This is a genomic window from Microbacterium sp. 22215, assembly GCF_052045655.1.
Taxonomy (GTDB): Bacteria; Actinomycetota; Actinomycetes; order Actinomycetales; family Microbacteriaceae; genus Microbacterium; species Microbacterium phyllosphaerae.
Genome location: NZ_JBQEPC010000008.1, coordinates 79,280 through 96,665, shown reverse-complemented (window position 1 = coordinate 96,665; position 17,386 = coordinate 79,280). Strand labels below are relative to the sequence as shown.

The window sequence follows — 17,386 nt, the reverse complement described above, 5'->3', positions numbered from 1 at the left end:
CTTGCATGTGCGCGATCGTCGGCCCGCGTCCCGCCCGTCCGGGAGATCCGCCGCTTCATCCTTCCTAGAAAGTCCGCCTGTGCTGGGAAAAATTCTCGTCCGATACCTGTCCCGCTATAAGTGGCTCCTGCTGGCCGTGCTGGTCTTCCAGTTCGCCAGCGCGATCGCCACCCTCTACCTCCCGCGTCTCAACGAAGACATCATCAACAAGGGCGTCGCGCAGTCCGACACCGACTACATCTGGCGCACCGGGCTTCTCATGCTCGCCGTGTCGCTCGGCCAGATCGTCGCGTCGGTCATCGCCACCTACTTCGCGGCCCGGGCGTCGATGGGCGCCGGCCGCGACATCCGCGCCGATGTGTTCGGCAAGGTGAGCGGATTCTCCGAGCGCGAGGTCTCGCAGTTCGGCGCCGGATCCCTCATCACCCGCAACACGAACGACGTCCAGCAGGTGCAGATGCTCGCGATGATGGGCGCCACGATGCTCGTCACCGCGCCCCTGCTCGCGATCGGCGGCATCATCTTCGCCGTGCAGACGAACATCGGGCTGAGCTGGCTCATCGCCGTCTCCGTGCCGCTGCTGCTGATCGTCGCCGGCCTCGTGGTCAGCCGCATGGTGCCGCTGTTCCGCAGCTACCAGGGCAAGCTCGACACCGTGAACCGCGTCATGCGCGAGCAGCTGACCGGGGTGCGGGTCGTGCGCGCGTTCGTGCGCGAGCGCATCGAGGAGGAGCGCTTCCGCGGCGCGAACACCGACATCATGGTGGTCGGACGCAAGGTCGGCTCGCTCTTCGTCCTGCTGTTCCCGCTGTTCATGCTGATCCTCAACGTCACGATCGTGGCCGTCGTGTGGTTCGGCGGCATCGAGGTCAACAGCGGCACGGTGCAGGTCGGCACGATCTTCGCCTTCATGCAGTACATCGGTCAGATCATGGGTGGCGTCATCATGGCCAGCTTCATGGCGATCATGATCCCGCGCGCGGCCGTCTCGGCCGAGCGCATCGGAGAGGTCCTCGACACGACGTCGAGCATGGAGCGCCCGGAGAACGGTGTGACCGACTTCCCGACGCCGGGATCCGTCGCGTTCGACGGCGTCGAGTTCACCTACCCCGGTGCGGATTCGCCGGTGCTCACGGGGATCAGCTTCGCTGCTGAGCCGGGCGAGACCGTCGCGATCGTCGGCTCGACCGGCGCGGGCAAGACGACCCTCGTCTCGCTGATCCCGCGGCTCTTCGACGTCTCGGGAGGCGCTGTCTTCGTCGGCGGCTCCGACGTCCGTGAGGCCGATGTCGAATCGCTGTGGGCGACCATCGGCCTCGTGCCGCAGCGCCCGTTCCTCTTCACCGGAACCGTCGCTTCCAACCTGCGCTACGGCCGTGAGGACGCGACGGACGACGAGCTGTGGCACGCGCTCGAGATCGCTCAGGGCCGTGACTTCGTCGAGGAGATGCCCGACGGGCTCGAGTCGCGCATCACCCAGGGCGGCACGAACGTCTCCGGCGGTCAGCGCCAGCGTCTCGCGATCGCTCGCGCGATCGTGCGCCAGCCGCAGATCCTCGTGTTCGACGACTCGTTCTCGGCGCTCGACCTCACGACCGACGCGCGGCTTCGGCAGGCGCTGTGGCGAGAACTGCCGCATGTGACCAAGATCGTGGTCGCGCAGCGCGTCTCGTCCATCACCGATGCGGATCGCATCGTCGTGCTCGAAGGGGGCACCATGGTCGGCGTCGGCACTCACGAGGAACTCCTCGAGACGAGCTCGACCTATCGAGAGATCGTCGAGTCGCAGCTGGGGGTGGACGCATGAGCGAGCAGAACGCACCCAAGACCCGCCGCGGTCGCGCTGCGGCGCAGGCCGCAGCGGCGACCACGGTCGAGCCGGAACTCACCGACGAAGAGAAGTACGAGGCCGAACTCGCCGAGAAGGCACGGCAGAACGGCGGCGGCTGGGACAGCGTCGCGCCGGGCAAGGCCGACAACTTCGGCAAGAGCTTCACGCGGATGATCGGGCTGCTCAAGCCGTCGGCCGTCTGGTTCGTCCTGGTGTCGATCGCCGGTGCCGTGGGCGTCGTGCTCACGGTCGCCGCTCCGAAGGTTCTCGGTGAGGCCACGAACCTCATCTACAAGGGCTTCATCTCGGTGCAGCTCGGGATGCCGAACGGCGACTCCCCGGGCTTCCCGGCCGGAACGCCGAAGGACGACGTGGTCGACCTCCTCCGCCAGGGCGGACAGGACGACTTCGCGAACCAGGTCTCGGCCCTCGGCGACTTCCGGGTGGGCGACGGCGTGGACTTCGACGCGCTGCGGTGGGTCATCATCGCGGTCCTCGCGATCTACGTCACCGCCGCGTTCCTCAGCTGGATCCAGGGCTATGTGATCAACGTCATCATGGTGCGCACCATGTGGCGCCTGCGCGAGCAGGTCGAGGCGAAGATCAACCGTCTGCCGCTGTCGTACTTCGACAAGGTGCAGCGCGGTGACCTGATCTCGCGCGTCACGAACGACATCGACAACATCACCCAGACCATGCAGCAGTCGCTGTCGGGTGCGATCACGGCCGTGCTCACGGTCGTGGGCGTGCTGGTGCTGATGTTCTCGATCTCCTGGCAGCTCGCGCTCGTCGCTCTCGTCGCGCTCCCGCTGATGGGTGTGATCTTCGGCGTGATCGGACCGCGGTCGCAGAAGGCGTTCGGAACGCAGTGGCGCAAGGTCGGCCGTCTGAACGCGCGCGTCGAGGAGGCGTTCTCGGGACACGCACTCGTGAAGGTCTTCGGACGCGAGCAGGACGCCCTCGACAAGTTCAAGGACGAGAACGAGGAGCTGTTCCAGGCGAGCTTCAAGGCGCAGTTCCTCTCGGGCATCATCATGCCCGCGATGACCTTCGTCGGCAGCCTCACCTACGTGGGCATCGCCGTGCTCGGTGGTCTCATGGTCGCGAACGGACAGCTGCGTCTCGGTGACGTGCAGGCCTTCATCCAGTACTCGCAGCAGTTCACGCAGCCGCTGTCGGAACTGGGTGGCATGGCTGCGGTCGTGCAGTCCGGAACGGCGTCGGCCGAGCGGGTGTTCGAGCTGCTCGACACCGAAGAGCAGGAGGCCGACGAGGCGAACGCTCCGGCGCTCGCCGATGGCAAGGGCGTCGTGGAGTTCGAGAACGTCGCGTTCTCGTACACCCCCGAGCGCCCGCTCATCACGGACCTCTCGTTCCGGGTCGAGCCGGGCCAGACCGTCGCGATCGTCGGGCCCACGGGAGCCGGCAAGACGACCCTCGTCAACCTGATCATGCGGTTCTACGAGCTGAACGGCGGGCGCATCCTGCTCGACGGTCAGGACATCTCCGAGGTCACGCGCGACCAGCTGCGGTCACGCACCGGCATGGTGCTGCAGGACCCGTGGCTGTTCGCCGGAAGCATCCGCGAGAACATCAGGTACGGTCGCTCCAGGGCGACCGACGACGAAGTGCTCGAGGCCGCGAAGGCGACGTACGTCGACCGCTTCGTGCACGCCCTCCCCGAGGGGTACGACACGGTTCTCGACGAGGACGCGTCGAACGTCTCGGCGGGTGAGCGGCAGCTCATCACGATCGCGCGGGCTTTCGTCGCCCAGCCGTCGATCCTGATCCTCGACGAGGCGACGTCGGCGGTCGACACCCGCACCGAGCTGCTGCTGCAGCACGCGATGGCGGCCCTGCGACAGGGACGCACCTCGTTCGTGATCGCGCACCGCCTGTCGACCATCCGCGACGCCGACCTCATCCTCGTGATGGAGCACGGCGACATCGTCGAGAAGGGCACGCACGACGAGCTGATCTCGGCGCAGGGCGCCTACTGGCGCCTGTACCAGTCGCAGTTCGAGCAGGCGGCGACCGACATCGATGCCGAGGACTCGCTCACCGGCACGACCCCGGTGGTCGTCAGCGGTGACGCCGACGACGAGGCTGCGGCCGCACAGGTCGGCGTCTCGGTCGGTGCGCAGGTGCCCGGCGCCGAGGCGGCGGCAGCACAGGCGATCGTCGAACGGCCGGATGCCGGTGAGCAGAACGCCTGACGCGCACACGGCGTGAACAGTCAGACGCCCCGCCCCGTTCACTCGGGGCGGGGCGTCTGTCGTGGACAGAGGCGTCTGTCGTGGACAGAGGCGCCTGTCGTCCAGAGGCGCGCCTGTCGTGCAGAGAGGGCGAGACCCGCTCAGCGCTGCTCGTCGGTGATGCCGAGGAGCTCGAAAGGATGGGTCAGACGCCACCACGGGCTCGGCGCCTCGACGTCATCCGCCAGCGAGACCGAGGTGGTGACGGTGTTCAGCGGGCCGGTGCTCGTCATCGTGCCGATCTCATCGCCCGACTCGCGACTGTCTCCGAGGTGGAATGTCGACGTCGTCTGCGCGGTCGCGCCGTTCCACAGCACGACGTCGGCATCGGCATCCGTCACGACGTCCGTCGTCGTGCCCCACAGTGTGGTGACCTCGCCGACGACCGTGCCCTTCGCGACGGCGGGAGCCTGCGCCTGCAGCCCGGCCTCCACCTGCGAGAACAGCGATCGGGTCTGGGCGAGCCGCTGCTTGTCATCGGCCTGCCCGAGCACGGCGGCGTACAGGTGCACCGTCGTGTCGTCGATGGTGATGTCCTTCGCCGTCAGCAGGTTCCAGCTGTCGCCGAGCGTGCCGGTCTTGACGCCTACGACACCGGCATCCGCCAGCATCCCGTTCGTGTTCTTCACGGTTCCGGCGCCGGGGAGGTCGACCGACGGCGTGCCGACGATTCCCGCGAACACGGGATTCTGCATCGCCAGCTCGGCGAGAGCGACGAGCGACTCGGGCGTGGCTCTGTTGCGGTCGTCGAACCCGGAGGGCGTGATGATCGTGATCCCGTCGAGTCCCCGATCGCGCAGCCAGGTGGCGGCAGCCGACGTGAAGGCCGACTCCGATCCCCAGATCTCGCGCGCAAGGCGGTCGATGTAGTTGTTCGCCGAACCCAGGAGCGTGCCCTGCAGGAGCTGGAACTCGGTGAGGGTGCCGTCCACGGGTACGTCGAGCGCCGACTGATCCGAGCGACGGTACTCCCAGTACTCCATGCTGTCGGACCAGGTGAACCGGAATTCAGGACCCTGCTCGCCCACGGCCAGCGGCATCTGATCGAGCACCATCAGGCTCGAGACCACCTTCGTGACGCTCGCGATCGCCGCAGCGTCGAGAGACGACGAGCTGGTCGAGAGACCACCGACGCCGACTGCTGCGCTTCCCTGTGTGGGCCAGGTGACCGTGGCCGCAGGGGCGGCGGCCGGTACGAGCTCGACCGCCTGGACCGTCGGCGGCACCTCGTGCAGCGGCCAGAGCAGAGTCGTCCCCGCATAGGCGGCGACGAGTCCGACGAGCACGCCCAGGGGAACGAGGAGTCCGGGGCGCGCGATCGCCGGGCGCAGTCGCGCGCCCTGCAGAAGTGCACTTCCGGTCGCGGCGTCGGCGTCATCGTCGAGCGACCCATCCGTCGTCCGCTGCGCGACGATCGCGGGGTCGACCCACGTCAGAGGGGTCCCTCCGCTGGCGCCCTCCGCCCACTGCACATCGGGGGCGTCGTCGAGCTCGTCAGGAGCATCCGCGGAGTCGCTATCCGCGACAGACGCCGTCGCCTCCGCATCGACGGCTTCGCTGCGGTCGACCGGTGTCGTCGCCTCCGTGTCGCTGCCATCGGACGACGCGTCGGCGGGCGCATCGGAAGCAGTGGCCTCGGCGGAGTCAGGAGCGGTCACCTCCTCACGGTACCGAACTCGCGCTCAGATCCGCGGCGCTGCAACAGGAGCAGACGCGAGTGTCGGCACTGGGTAAGATCGACAGCACAACCACGGGAGTCCGGCGAGCCGGGCTGAGAGGGAGCGAATCGCGCTTCGACCGTCGAACCTGATCTGGGTCATGCCAGCGCAGGGAGGAGTCACTGATGAGTACATCCACGTCCGGATCCACCACGGAATCGCCGTACGCCACCGCCTCCGCATCGAAGGGCCTCGGTCGTCCCGAGCTCTGGCGCTGGAGGGTCGTCGACATCGTCGTCGCCAGCGTCATCGCGGTCGCCTGCGCGCTGGTCTTCCTGCTCTGGAACGTCGGCTACGAGGTGCCGAGCAGCATCCTCACCCCGCTCCTCCCCGGCGTGCAGGGGTTGCTCGCGGGGCCCTGGCTGATCGCCGGCGTGCTCGGCGGTCTCATCATCCGCAAGCCCGGCGCTGCGCTCTACACCGAGCTGGTCGCCGCCATCATCTCGGCTCTTGTCGGCAACGCGTGGGGGCCGCTGACCATCGTCTCGGGTCTCGTGCAGGGTCTCGGCGCCGAGTTGATCTTCCTGATCTTCCTCTACGGCGTCTGGCGGCTGCCGGTCGTGATGCTGGCGGGAGCGGGAGCGGGCCTCGCCTGCGGCATCAACGATCGCATCCTCTGGTACGCGGGCGCCGACACGCTCTTCACCACGGTCTACATCGTCTCGACCACCATCTCGGGTGCCGTGATCGCGGGACTCGGTGCCTGGCTGATCGCCCGGGGACTCGCGGCGACGGGAGCCCTGAGCCGGTTCGCCGCCGGCCGCGAGGTCACCGCACGGGTGTGACCTCGCCCACGACGCCCGCCACCCTCGAAGCCCGCGGCTGGGGGTGGCGGTACGCGACGCGGCTGCGCTGGGCGGTGCGCGACGTCGACCTGCGCATCGAGCCGGGGGAGCGGGTGCTTCTGCTCGGCGCCTCCGGCTCGGGCAAGTCCACTCTGCTGCAGGGTTTCGGCGGCGTGCTCGGCGGCGCCGACGAGGGCGAGACGCGGGGTGCGCTGCTGGTCGACGGGAAGCCGCCGACCGAGGCCCGCGGACGCGTCGGCATGGTGCTGCAAGACCCCGACACCCAGACGATCCTCGCCCGGGTGGGCGACGACGTCGCCTTCGGGTGCGAGAACCTCGGAGTCCCTCGCGACGAGATCTGGCAGCGGGTGCGGCAGGCTCTGGATGCCGTCGAGCTCGACGTCGCGCTCGATCGCTCGACCGCGGCGCTGTCGGGCGGCCAGAAGCAGCGTCTCGCACTTGCCGGTGTGCTCGCGATGCGGCCGGGTGCGATCCTGCTCGACGAGCCGACCGCCAACCTCGACCCCCAGGGCGTGCAGGATGTGCGGGATGCCGTCGCCGCGGCGCTCGATGTCAGTGGTGCGACCCTCGTCGTGATCGAGCATCGCATCGACGTCTGGCTGCCGCTGGTCACCCGAGTGATCGTGCTCGGTGCCGACCCCGAGGGGACGGTCGTCCTCGCCGACGGCACTCCGGATGAGGTGCTCGGTGCACGCGGCGCCGAGCTCGCGGCATCCGGAGTCTGGGTTCCGGGGCATCCGCCGGCCACTCCGCCCGCACCGTCGCGCCCACCCGGGGAACCCCTGCTCGAGGCGCGCGGGCTCACCGTGTCGCGACGCCGGGGACTCGCCGTGGCCGGACCCTTCGATCTCGACGTGAGCGCCGGCGAGGCGCTCGGTGTGACGGGCGCCAACGGCGCGGGCAAGTCGACGCTCGGGCTGACGCTCGCGGGACTCATCCCCGCCGAGAGCGGTCGTGTCTCGGCACTGCCGGCGCTCGCCGCGGGGGAGAAGAGCGACCCCTTCCGCTGGTCGTCGCGTGCGCTGCTCACCCGCATCGCCACCGTGTTGCAGACGCCCGAGCATCAGCTGCTCGCGAAGACCGTGCGCGACGAGCTGTCGGTCGGCCCGCGAGCTCTGAAGGTCCCCGAGCCCGAGATCGCCGTGCGGGTCGACGACCTCCTCGAACGGCTGCGGCTCACCGCCCTGGCCGGTGCGAATCCGTACACACTCTCGGGCGGAGAGAAGAGGCGGCTCACGGTGGCCGCGGCACTCGCCACCCGCCCCAGGCTGCTGGTGCTCGACGAGCCCACGTTCGGTCAGGATGCGACGACCTGGGCCGAGCTCGTCGGTCTCATCGCCCGTCTGCGCGACGAGGGCACCGCGGTCGTCGCGATCAGCCATGACGAGGCCGTGCTCGACGCCCTGCACGCTCGACGGATCGAGGTGCGCTGATGATCGATCGGCTCACCGCTCGCGTCGACCGACCGGGACCGATCGCGCCGCGCTCCGCCCTGGCCAAACTCGCCGCGGCGCTGCTCATCGCTCTGCCCCTCGTGCTGACGATCGACGTCGTCTCGGCATCCGTCGCCCTGCTGCTCGAGATCCCACTGCTGTTGCTCGCGGGCCTCCGGGCGAAGGAGTTCTGGACCCGCACGGCCGTGCTGTGGATCGCCGCGCCGCTGAGCGCCGTGACCATCGCGCTCTACGGCGCCACCAGCGGCACGATCCATGTCGAGTGGTTCGTGATGCGCGTCAGCGACGGATCGCTCGCGCTGGCTGCGGCGACCGCGGTGCGCGTGCTCGCGATCGGCCTTCCCGCGGTGGTGCTCTTCATCACCGTCGATCCGACGGATCTCGCGGACGACCTCGCTCAGCGGATCAAGCTGCCGGCGAGATTCGTGGTCGGCGCGCTGGCCGGGATGCGGATGCTCGGACTGCTCGTCGAGGACTGGCGGGCCCTCGCTCTCGCGCGGCGGGCGCGCGGCGTCGCCGATGAGGGGCGCGTGCGTCGGGCCTTCGGCATGGCGTTCGCGCTGTTCGTGCTCGCGATCCGTCGCGGGTCATCGTTGGCGACCGCCATGGAGGCCCGCGGGTTCGGGGGCAACGGACCGAGGTCGTGGGCCAGGGAGTCGGTCTGGGATCGGCGAGACACCCTGCTCGTCGCTCTCGCCGCAGTCATCCCGGTCGTCGCGATCGCCACGGCGGTGCTGACGGGGGCGTGGAACTTCATCCTCGGCCCGACCGCCTGAGCCGCGAGCTCGCCGCCCACCGGCATCCCACAGCCGGTGCGCACGGCGGGCGCGTACACCGTCAGCGCATACTCAGCTTTCTCATAGCCGGAATGCCGATGTATTCGCTAGCATCGAATGAACCCAAGGGGAGTACTCCACCACGGGCGGCTCGTCATTACGGATGTCCCTGCATCCCGGGTCCCCGGTCTTCGTTCTCGAAGATGGAGAAGACCTTGGCGTCGACATCGTCACGCCTACGTCTTTTGGAGACCTCCTTGAACATCACGCCCCTCGTGTGGATCATCACGATCGCCGTCACGATCGCCTTCTTCGTGTACGAGTTCTTCGCGCACGTGCGGAAGCCGCATGAGCCCACCATCGGCGAGTCCGCCCGCTGGTCGGCCTTCTACATCGGTCTCGCGCTGCTGTTCGGCGTCGGCATCGGCACCGTCTCGGGGTGGACGTACGGCGGCGAGTACTTCGCCGGGTACCTCACCGAGAAGGCGCTGTCGATCGACAACCTCTTCGTCTTCCTGATCGTGATGACCGGGTTCGCCGTGCCGCGGATGTATCAGCAGAAGGTGCTGATGATCGGCATCGTGATCGCGCTGATCATGCGCGGTGGGTTCATCGCCCTGGGCGCCACGCTGATCGAGAACTTCTCGTGGATCTTCTACCTGTTCGGCGCCCTGCTGCTGTTCCTCGCGTACCGCCAGGCCTTCGCACACGGCGAGTCCGACCCGGCCAACGGTCGCTTCATGCGCTTCGTGCGCCGCATCCTGCCGGTGAGCGATGAGTACAACGGCGACCGCCTGACCGTGCAGCGCGACGGCAAGCGCTTCTTCACCCCGATGTTCCTCGTGATCATCGCGATCGGCTTCGTCGACCTGATCTTCGCCGTCGACTCGATCCCCGCGATCTACGGTCTGACCGAAGAGGCGTACATCGTCTTCACGGCCAACGCCTTCGCCCTCATGGGTCTGCGCCAGCTGTACTTCCTCATCGGCGGTCTGCTGCAGCGCCTCGTGTACCTCGCGCAGGGCCTCGCGGTCATCCTCGCCTTCATCGGCGTCAAGCTCGTGCTGCACGCGATGCACGTCAACGAGCTGCCGTTCATCAACGGCGGCGAGCCGATGCTGTGGGCTCCCGAGATCCCGATCTGGTTCTCGCTCGTGTTCATCGGCGCGACGATCGCCGTCGCCACCGTCGCGAGCCTCATGAAGACGCGCCGCGACGACAAGCGCGACGCGCTCGACAACTCCTCCTCCACCTCTGCTCCGCTCACCACCGACACCGAAAAGGAACACTCGTGAACACCTCGCGCCGATCCGACGCGTCCGCAGACCCTGACAGACCCGGCGCCCGAATGACCTCGGGCGCCCTCGCAGCTCGTGAGGTGACCCGCTGATGGGCGACCTCGCACTGAACATCGCCCTGGTGTTCGTCTTCGTGCTCGTCGGCGGAGTGTTCGCCGCGACCGAGATGGCCCTGGTCACGCTGCGCGAGAGCCAGCTCAACGCGATCGCCGCCCGAGGCAAACGCGGCGAGAAGGTCGCGGGCCTCGCCCGCAACCCCAACACCTTCCTGTCGGCCGTGCAGATCGGCGTCACCGTCGCCGGATTCGCCTCGGCGGCCTACGGCGCGACATCGATCGCCCCGTCGGTGGCGCCGCTGCTCGAGAACCTCGGCGTCGCGGCCCCGCTGGCCATGACGCTCGCGACCGTGCTGCTGACGCTGGTGATCGCGTACCTGTCGCTCGTGCTCGGCGAGCTGGTACCCAAGCGTCTCGCGATCCAGCGCAACGCGCAGTTCGCCTACGCGGTCGCGCCGGTGCTCGACGGCTTCGCCACCGTCATGCGTCCGGTGATCTGGCTGCTCTCGATCTCGACCAACGCGCTCGTGCGTCTGCTCGGCGGGGACCCCCACAAGACGGCCGACGAGCTCAGCGACGAGGAGCTGCGCGACATCGTCGCGACGCACCAGAGCCTGCCCGACGACGAGCGGCGGATCCTCGACGACGTGCTGTCACTGCGCGGGCGTCAGGTCAGCGAGGTCATGCGGCCTCGCCCCGAGGTGGTCGCGCTCGACGGTGCATCGACGCTTGCGGACGCCATCACGCAGGTGCGGGAGCTGCCGTTCTCGCGGTACCCCGTGATCGACGCCTCGCTCGACGACATCGTCGGCTTCGTGCACGTGCGCGACCTGTTCGAGGCGGCGGCCGAGGACGCGACGCGCTCGGTGCAGGGCCTCATGCGCCCCGTCGAGTACGTGCCCTCGACGGCCGGTGTGCTGCCGACGCTGACCCGTATGCGCGCGGCCGGCCACCAGATCGCCGTGGTCGTCGACGAGTACGGCGGAACCGACGGCATCGTCACCCTCGAGGACCTCGTGGAGGAGGTCGTCGGCGAGATCTTCGACGAGTACGACACCGAAGAGCGGATGCCGGATGCCGGCGGCGCACTCGACGGTCGCCTCAACCTGCAGGACTTCGCCGAGATCACCGGCATCGAGCTGCCCCGCGGGGCCTCCGACACGGTCGCCGGATTCGTGACCGAGATGCTCGGACGCCTCGCGGTGGTCGGCGACTCGGTCGAGGTGCCCGGCGCGACGATCCGCGTGACGGCGATCGACCGGCGACGGATCGCAGAGATCCGGGTCGTGCTGCATGAGGATGCGGATGCGGATGCGCCCTCAGCGTCTGGGGAGTGAGACTCAGGTCTCGTTCCAGAGCCGGCGGTAGTACTCGAGCCGCTCCGGTCCGCGCAATCGGACGAGCCTGACCGACGTCTGCACCCCACGCGCCGGCGGGCCCGCCGTCACCACCTCAACGAGCTACCAGTGCGACTGGGCAGACCGTCTACTGCCGGCGACCGTCGCGAACCCCGCGCCCGGCGCGGACTCGATCGCGAACGGGTTGGCCGCATCGGACATCACCTACGACGCGGCGGGAAACACCACCAAGCTCGGCGACGTGGTCCTGACATACGACGCGACCGGTCGGCACGCGAGCTCGACATATGCGGACGGCACGACGACGAGTATCGCTCGGGATGCCGATGGTCGCGTCGTCTCCCGCACCGTGGACCCGCTCGGTGCAGCGGCCGGTGATCCTGCGGCGACGACCACGTACTTGTACTCCGCGGGTGATGACGTGCCCTTCGCGACCAAGACCGGCGATGTGCTGACGCGATCGATCGCACTCCCCGGTGGAGTCTCCGTGACCTTGGCGGCGTCGCCATCCTGGCAGTACCCGAAGCTACTGGGCCACACACTCGTAACAGGTAACGGCACCGGTCACAGCGACATTCAGCTCTTCGACCCGTTCGGGCAGCCCCAGGACATGAGCACCTTCGCGATCGGCACGGTGACCGCGAACCGGGCTGACCAGTCTGAGACGGGCAGCGGATGGCATCAGGGCGTGCGCAAGCCCGTGGAAGCGGAGTCGACAGCCCTCGTTATCGAAATGGGTGCGCGGGTGTACGTGCCCGCACTCGGACGCTTCCTGCAAGTCGACCCCGTCGAAGGCGGCGTCGACAACGACTACGTCTGGCCCACCGACCCGATCGGCGCTCACGATACTTCAGGGCGTGCGTCCGAAGATTCCGATGACTGGCGGCGCCCCGGCATCTACACCATCTACCTCACCGATGGCACCGCGTACGTCGGAATGTCGAACAACGTACACCGACGAATGCTAGAGCACGCACGCGGCTGGATAGGCACCCGGTCTGTGCTCAAAGTCGAAGTCGATTGGGTCAAGCCTGGTACCTCGAGGGCAACCATGTTCTCAATCGAGACAAGAAAGATGAGAACCTTGTTACAAACCGTGGAGCTGCGGAATCGGACTCGAGTCTCGATTAAGAGTCCCCTGCCGCCGAAATTTACCGATCCGGCGCACAACGGCCGCACGGTGCGGAACAACCAAGGTACGAACGGTTTCGCTCAAACGATCAGATCGTTCGCACAGCGTGCGGCCGGTGCCAGCGGATGGGGCCGCAGTGGCGGAACGCGGCGAATTACGAACCGCTGATGGTGAAGGAGAGCAAGTGAACGACGTCAGTCTCAAACGGGAGAACATCGGCACGTGGTTTCGACTCGATGGCACAGAGGGTCGGGAGTACGGCCTGGATTCAGACAATCTGGACGACGTCAGCATCGATGAGCTCCGTGCTGCCGTGGATGCGGGCCTGCGCCTCTCGATTATGGGAGGCTCGGGGACCGGAACAACGACATCGCTGGCACGCTTGGCGCCTTTGATCTCGGAGCTTCGCGATCTGCAGCTCGCAACAGCCAATCGAATCACCGGACTTGACGTACTCTCGGGGGCGCGCAATCTACGCTCTTTCGAGTTCACCGTGGGCCAGTGCGCCGACGTTCTCGATCTCTCCCTCCTTTCGAGCCTTGAAGAGTTCCGCGGGGACATCAAGAGAGGGGTCTCATCGGTTCTTCGCAATCCAGGTCTGCGTTTTCTGCAGGTATGGGGCGCTATCCCGAAGTCTTTCGCGCGCGTGACCGCGCCCGTTGAATACTTCGAGCAGGAGGGAGGGCGATCCCAGATCACTCTGCCGGAGTTTGCTCACCCGGAAGCGATCAGACGACTGGAGCGTCGGGGGCCGGCGCAGTTCGACCTCGGCCAGCTGTCCGCGATGACGAACCTCACCGAACTCGAGGTCACGAGCTGTGATGATGTCTCCGCGCTATCCGTGCTCTCCAAGCTGCCGAAGCTGTCGAAACTGCGGTTCAAGGGGGTCGGGACCGGGGAGCCATGGGATCTGGTTCCCGCCTTGCCTTGGGCTTTCCTGATCGATCTGTCCCCGTATCCGCCGGCAGAGGTGATTGCGAGATGGCGGGCTGCGGGATGGATCGTCGACGACGCCCCGCGTGGCAGTGATGCGGAGGAGATCGTGGTCGACGACGCGGGCGATGGTGAGTCGTGGGGCGTGTTCATGTCACGGTTCGAGAACCTGGCCGCATCCGTGGACGAGCTCGAGGGCGCGGTCGCGGGTGGGAGGCACGGCGAGCTCCTGATCCTCAGCGCCGTCGCAGAGCTCCGTGCCCAGGGCGCCACGCTCGACCCCGAACCCGATTCGGAAGGTGACTTCACCGCGGTCTACTTTCCGACACGCGAACAAGCTGAACAGGTGGCATCCCTCGCGCGAACGATCCTCGGGTCTGACACCGCCACTCAACTGCGCCACCTGCGATCCGCCGGCTGAACCGTGGAACGGGAAGCCGCAGACAGAAATCGGTCGGAGTGGGTGACGGTGCCGGCGATCGGGGCCCGAGTGGGAAGCTTCTTGTGGGGCTCGGTGTGGAGTGGGTTCATCGCGGCTCTGAGCTGGGGATCGCCATTCTGGTGGATCGGCGCGCCCGTGTATGGCATCGCGCTCGCGGCGTTCACGCGGTCACTGTTCCTCGGCGTGTCGATGAGCGCGGGACTGGTGGTCGTGTCCTCGTGGTTTCGCACCTATCGTTTCGTTGAAGGCGAGGTGTCGGTGGTCAACAAGCAGCGCTATTTCGGGTTGGGTGGTGCGGGAGTCGGATGGTTGCCGATTGTGGGTTCTATTCGCATGATCGAGCTGGAGCTCGTCGGAGGGCGCCTGATGTATCTACCGTGTACGGTTGGGCGCAGAAATGCAGTTCTTCGACTCGCGCGGAGCATGCGCGAAGCCCTCGGTCTAAACCCTCGCTGACCTTCTCTTCGCTCCCCGTGGGACCCAGTTGCACTGGATGGCGAAGAGGTGCAAGTCTGCGAACCTCTGTGGGGCGTTCCGAGTATGGAGGTTCGATGCCACCGCCGGATGACGCCTTGGGCAAGAGGGCGCGCGCCGAACGGGCGAGGCGACTCGGGGCCTCTTCCGTGTTCCTCGGCATTTGCCCCTTGATCTTGTTGCTTGGCCCTGCGACGGATGCTCCCGTCATCGTATGGGTCATCGTTGTCGGGGCTCTTGCAGTGTGTCTATGGCTCTGGGTCAGAGTGTTTCTGACCGGGCTTCGTGTCGCGGAAGAGCATGTCAGGGTCACCTCGTGGTTGTCTCGGCGCGAGTATCGGAGGCGAGCTGTCGCTCGCTTCCGCGCCGAACCCTATTACGGTTTCTTTTTCGTCCTCGGGTGGACTGTGTACGGCGGGCGGTTGCAGAGCGGTGAGCTGATCCTGGAATTCCAAGGCGGCCGTCGAGTCCGCCTTGGCGGTACCGCATGCAATCTGTGCACAGCGCGAAGAATCGCAGAGAGTCTGAATCGTTGGCTCGGGATCGAAGAGGGCGCGGGGATCGGCCCTCGCCGCTCGCTTCGAGTCGGTCGAGAGGGTGGCCCGCAGCATGTCGAGTGATGCTCCCGGATTTCATGGCCCGTGTCCCCAGGGTGTCGGTCGCTCCATCATGTTCAACTACTACTGGTGATGCGTTAGTGGATTCGAGTTGTTTTCCCTCGGGGTTTTCGTACCTTCTGGGCTTCGGGATGGGGGTCGCGGCAACCGTTCTCAGCTCCTGGTTGATACTGCTTATGCGCGCCGTCTACCGAGATGGCGGCGGCTTCCAGAGGAGCCTCGCGAACGCGACGCCTCTGTGGTTCGCGGGTGTCATCGGCGTGGCAGCTTTGCTTGTCAGTGGGGATTGGCTGCTGGGGTGGGTGGAGAAGTGCCTTCCGGTCGATGGCTGGAGGGTGCCCGGAGTCTTGGTCGTCGGGATCGGCGTTGCTTTGGCATTGACCGCGGCAGTTCGACTGGTAATCGGCCGCGTCCGCGTGGGACGCGAAGATGAGCCTGTTGAGAACCACGACGACACCTGCGGTCACGACTCTTCGGCCGGTTCCGAGCCTGTCGAAGGACGTCTGCCAAAGTTGCCTCCGGAGCGCCGGCGCGTGATCGTCGAGTATGCCCTCGCATACGGACTTGCGGTCGTTGTCATCCTCATCGGCGTCGGGCTTGCGTAGGGCCGGGCCGGTTGTGGCGAGTGTCGGCGGTCGACAGGCGATTCTGCTTCGGGACGGGCGGGCCGGGGTGACGACTCAGCTCTCGTTCCACAGCCGGCGGTAGTACTCGAGCCGCTCCCGGTCGGGTTCAACCCCGTACGCCTCGATGAGCGCGTCCTCCCACCCGGGACCGAAGTTCCAACGGGTGCTCATCGAGGCGACCGCGATGTCGGCCCAGCGGTCGGCCGTGCCGAGAGCGGCCATGTCGACGTACGCGAGCGGGCGACCATCGTCGTCGAGCAGGGTGTTCGGCATGCAGGTGTCGCCGTGACAGACGACGAGCAGGTCGACGGGCGGAGGGTCGCGCAGGTCCGCGGGCACGGTGACGCCTCGCTCTTCGGCGTTCGCGATCCTCCACGCGGGGTCCCAGGTCCACGGGCACTCGGCGACCGGCAGCGCGTCATGCAGGGTGCGCAGCGCCTCTCCGACAGCGCGCACCGCTGTCGCGGGCTCGTCCATCCACCTCGCGTCCACGGCGCTGTGACCGGGCAGCGCCGCCGTGACGAGCCACTCGTGATCGGCATCCTGCCCCTGTGCGAGAACCTCGGGCACGACGATCCATTGCCGCGCCCAGCGCATGCGCTCGGCCTCGTCGCGCATGTTCGCCTCGGCGTCGTGCGGACCCCACTTGATGTAGCGGCCGTCGTCGGTGCGGAACGTGAGTCCGCCGATGCCGTTCAGCCAGACCGGGCTCAGCGCCGCGGTGCCCGCGAGTGCGCGCGCGCGTGCCGGGATCTCTGTCGATACGTCCGGAATGCTCATACGTCGGTTCCCCCGGTCAGAGCGTATATCGGTATGCACATATTCTCCCGGTTCCGGGGGCTCGCCCGCGGTTAGTGTCGGTTCGGGCCGCCGTCGGCGGCCTCTTCACCCATCCATCGACACACAGAGGTCTTCGTGCGCGTTTCGTCCCGGTCGCAGTGGTGGCGAAGGCACGGCAGCGATGCCGACGCCGCATCGCCGGACTCCGCGACCGACGGTTCGGATGCGGCGCCGGGACTCTCGGTCGGTCTGCCCAAGGCACCGGCGATCTCATCGCAGGAGCCCTCCGAGCATGACCTCGACCAGTTCGTGCAATGGATCTGGGCCGAAGGCGGCACGGAGGCCACGGTCGACGGACCACCCGACGATCGCGCCGACGAACCGGTCGGCGAATCACGCAAGACCCTAGAGGAGCAGTACGACATGAGTTCACTTGACGACGCCCTGCAGCAGCTGCTGGCCATCGAGGGCGCGACCGGCGCCGCGATCGTCGACTACGGCAGCGGTATGGCGCTCGCCCAGGGCGGCAACCCGTCGTTCGACCTCGGCATCGCCGCGGCCGGCAACTCCAACGTCGTGCGCGCGAAGCTCGCCACGATGCGCGATCTCGGGGTGACCGACGAGATCGACGACATCCTCATCACGCTGAGCTCGCAGTACCACCTCATCAACGTGCTGAACACGACCAGCGCGAACGGGCTGTTCATCTACCTCGTGCTGAACCGGGCGGCGGCGAACCTCGCCCTCGCGCGTCACAAGCTCAAGGGGATCGCCGCTCAGATCGAGGTCTGAGCGCACAGAGCCGCGACGGAGGGGGAGGACTGTGGGGG

The 17,386-nt window shown here is 67.4% G+C and carries 14 protein-coding genes and 1 riboswitch; of the genes, 12 read left to right on the top strand and 2 right to left on the bottom strand.

Annotated elements, in window-relative coordinates:
- Positions 1-79: 79 nt before the first annotated feature.
- Complete coding sequence (locus ACTJKH_RS13690) at positions 80-1,807, top strand: ABC transporter ATP-binding protein (protein WP_440737376.1); 1,728 nt, start codon at positions 80-82, stop codon at positions 1,805-1,807.
- Complete coding sequence (locus ACTJKH_RS13685) at positions 1,804-4,047, top strand: ABC transporter ATP-binding protein (RefSeq protein WP_440737375.1); 2,244 nt, start codon at positions 1,804-1,806, stop codon at positions 4,045-4,047. Before ACTJKH_RS13690 ends, ACTJKH_RS13685 begins: the two co-directional genes overlap by 4 nt.
- A 140-nt stretch (positions 4,048-4,187) precedes the next feature.
- Here the strand turns inward: ACTJKH_RS13685 and ACTJKH_RS13680 are convergent, their stop codons facing one another.
- Positions 4,188-5,744, bottom strand: coding sequence for a D-alanyl-D-alanine carboxypeptidase (locus tag ACTJKH_RS13680; RefSeq protein WP_440737374.1), 1,557 nt, complete (start codon positions 5,742-5,744; stop codon positions 4,188-4,190).
- A gap of 82 nt (positions 5,745-5,826) precedes the next feature.
- Positions 5,827-5,936: riboswitch (TPP riboswitch) on the top strand.
- On the opposite strand from ACTJKH_RS13680, the gene ACTJKH_RS13675 reads away from it, so the two are divergent.
- From ACTJKH_RS13675 to ACTJKH_RS13635, 9 genes are all read left to right on the top strand, one after another.
- Positions 5,930-6,589, top strand: coding sequence for an ECF transporter S component (locus ACTJKH_RS13675; RefSeq protein WP_440737373.1), 660 nt, complete (start codon positions 5,930-5,932; stop codon positions 6,587-6,589). Its footprint overlaps the riboswitch before it by 7 nt.
- Complete coding sequence (locus ACTJKH_RS13670) at positions 6,586-8,043, top strand: ABC transporter ATP-binding protein (RefSeq protein WP_440737372.1); 1,458 nt, start codon at positions 6,586-6,588, stop codon at positions 8,041-8,043. Before ACTJKH_RS13675 ends, ACTJKH_RS13670 begins: the two co-directional genes overlap by 4 nt.
- On the top strand, positions 8,043-8,840 hold the full coding sequence (locus tag ACTJKH_RS13665) for an energy-coupling factor transporter transmembrane component T family protein (protein ID WP_440737371.1): 798 nt from the start codon (positions 8,043-8,045) through the stop codon (positions 8,838-8,840). Before ACTJKH_RS13670 ends, ACTJKH_RS13665 begins: the two co-directional genes overlap by 1 nt.
- A 257-nt stretch (positions 8,841-9,097) precedes the next feature.
- A complete protein-coding gene (locus ACTJKH_RS13660; RefSeq protein WP_440737370.1) occupies positions 9,098-10,135 on the top strand; it encodes a TerC family protein in 1,038 nt (345 codons plus the stop codon).
- Positions 10,136-10,229: 94 nt separating this feature from the next.
- The gene (locus ACTJKH_RS13655; RefSeq protein ID WP_440737369.1) at positions 10,230-11,531 is read left to right on the top strand and encodes a hemolysin family protein; all 1,302 of its coding nucleotides are present in this window, start codon (positions 10,230-10,232) and stop codon (positions 11,529-11,531) included.
- 205 nt (positions 11,532-11,736) lie between these two features.
- A complete protein-coding gene (locus tag ACTJKH_RS13650; protein ID WP_440737368.1) occupies positions 11,737-12,852 on the top strand; it encodes a hypothetical protein in 1,116 nt (371 codons plus the stop codon).
- A 16-nt stretch (positions 12,853-12,868) separates the two neighbouring features.
- A complete protein-coding gene (locus ACTJKH_RS13645; RefSeq protein WP_440737367.1) occupies positions 12,869-14,038 on the top strand; it encodes a hypothetical protein in 1,170 nt (389 codons plus the stop codon).
- Positions 14,039-14,041: 3 nt separating this feature from the next.
- Complete coding sequence (locus ACTJKH_RS13640) at positions 14,042-14,515, top strand: hypothetical protein (RefSeq protein WP_440737366.1); 474 nt, start codon at positions 14,042-14,044, stop codon at positions 14,513-14,515.
- Between the two features lie 766 nt (positions 14,516-15,281).
- Positions 15,282-15,755, top strand: coding sequence for a hypothetical protein (locus ACTJKH_RS13635; protein ID WP_440737365.1), 474 nt, complete (start codon positions 15,282-15,284; stop codon positions 15,753-15,755).
- A 75-nt stretch (positions 15,756-15,830) separates the two neighbouring features.
- Here the strand turns inward: ACTJKH_RS13635 and ACTJKH_RS13630 are convergent, their stop codons facing one another.
- Positions 15,831-16,556 carry a phosphotransferase gene (locus tag ACTJKH_RS13630; protein WP_440737364.1) on the bottom strand — a complete coding sequence of 242 codons (726 nt, stop codon included), beginning with the start codon at positions 16,554-16,556 and terminating at the stop codon, positions 15,831-15,833.
- Between the two features lie 135 nt (positions 16,557-16,691).
- Between ACTJKH_RS13630 and ACTJKH_RS13625 the strand changes: the two genes are divergently transcribed.
- Positions 16,692-17,348 (top strand): hypothetical protein, encoded by a 657-nt coding sequence (locus ACTJKH_RS13625; RefSeq protein ID WP_440737363.1) that lies wholly within the window; start codon positions 16,692-16,694, stop codon positions 17,346-17,348.
- Positions 17,349-17,386: the final 38 nt, after the last annotated feature.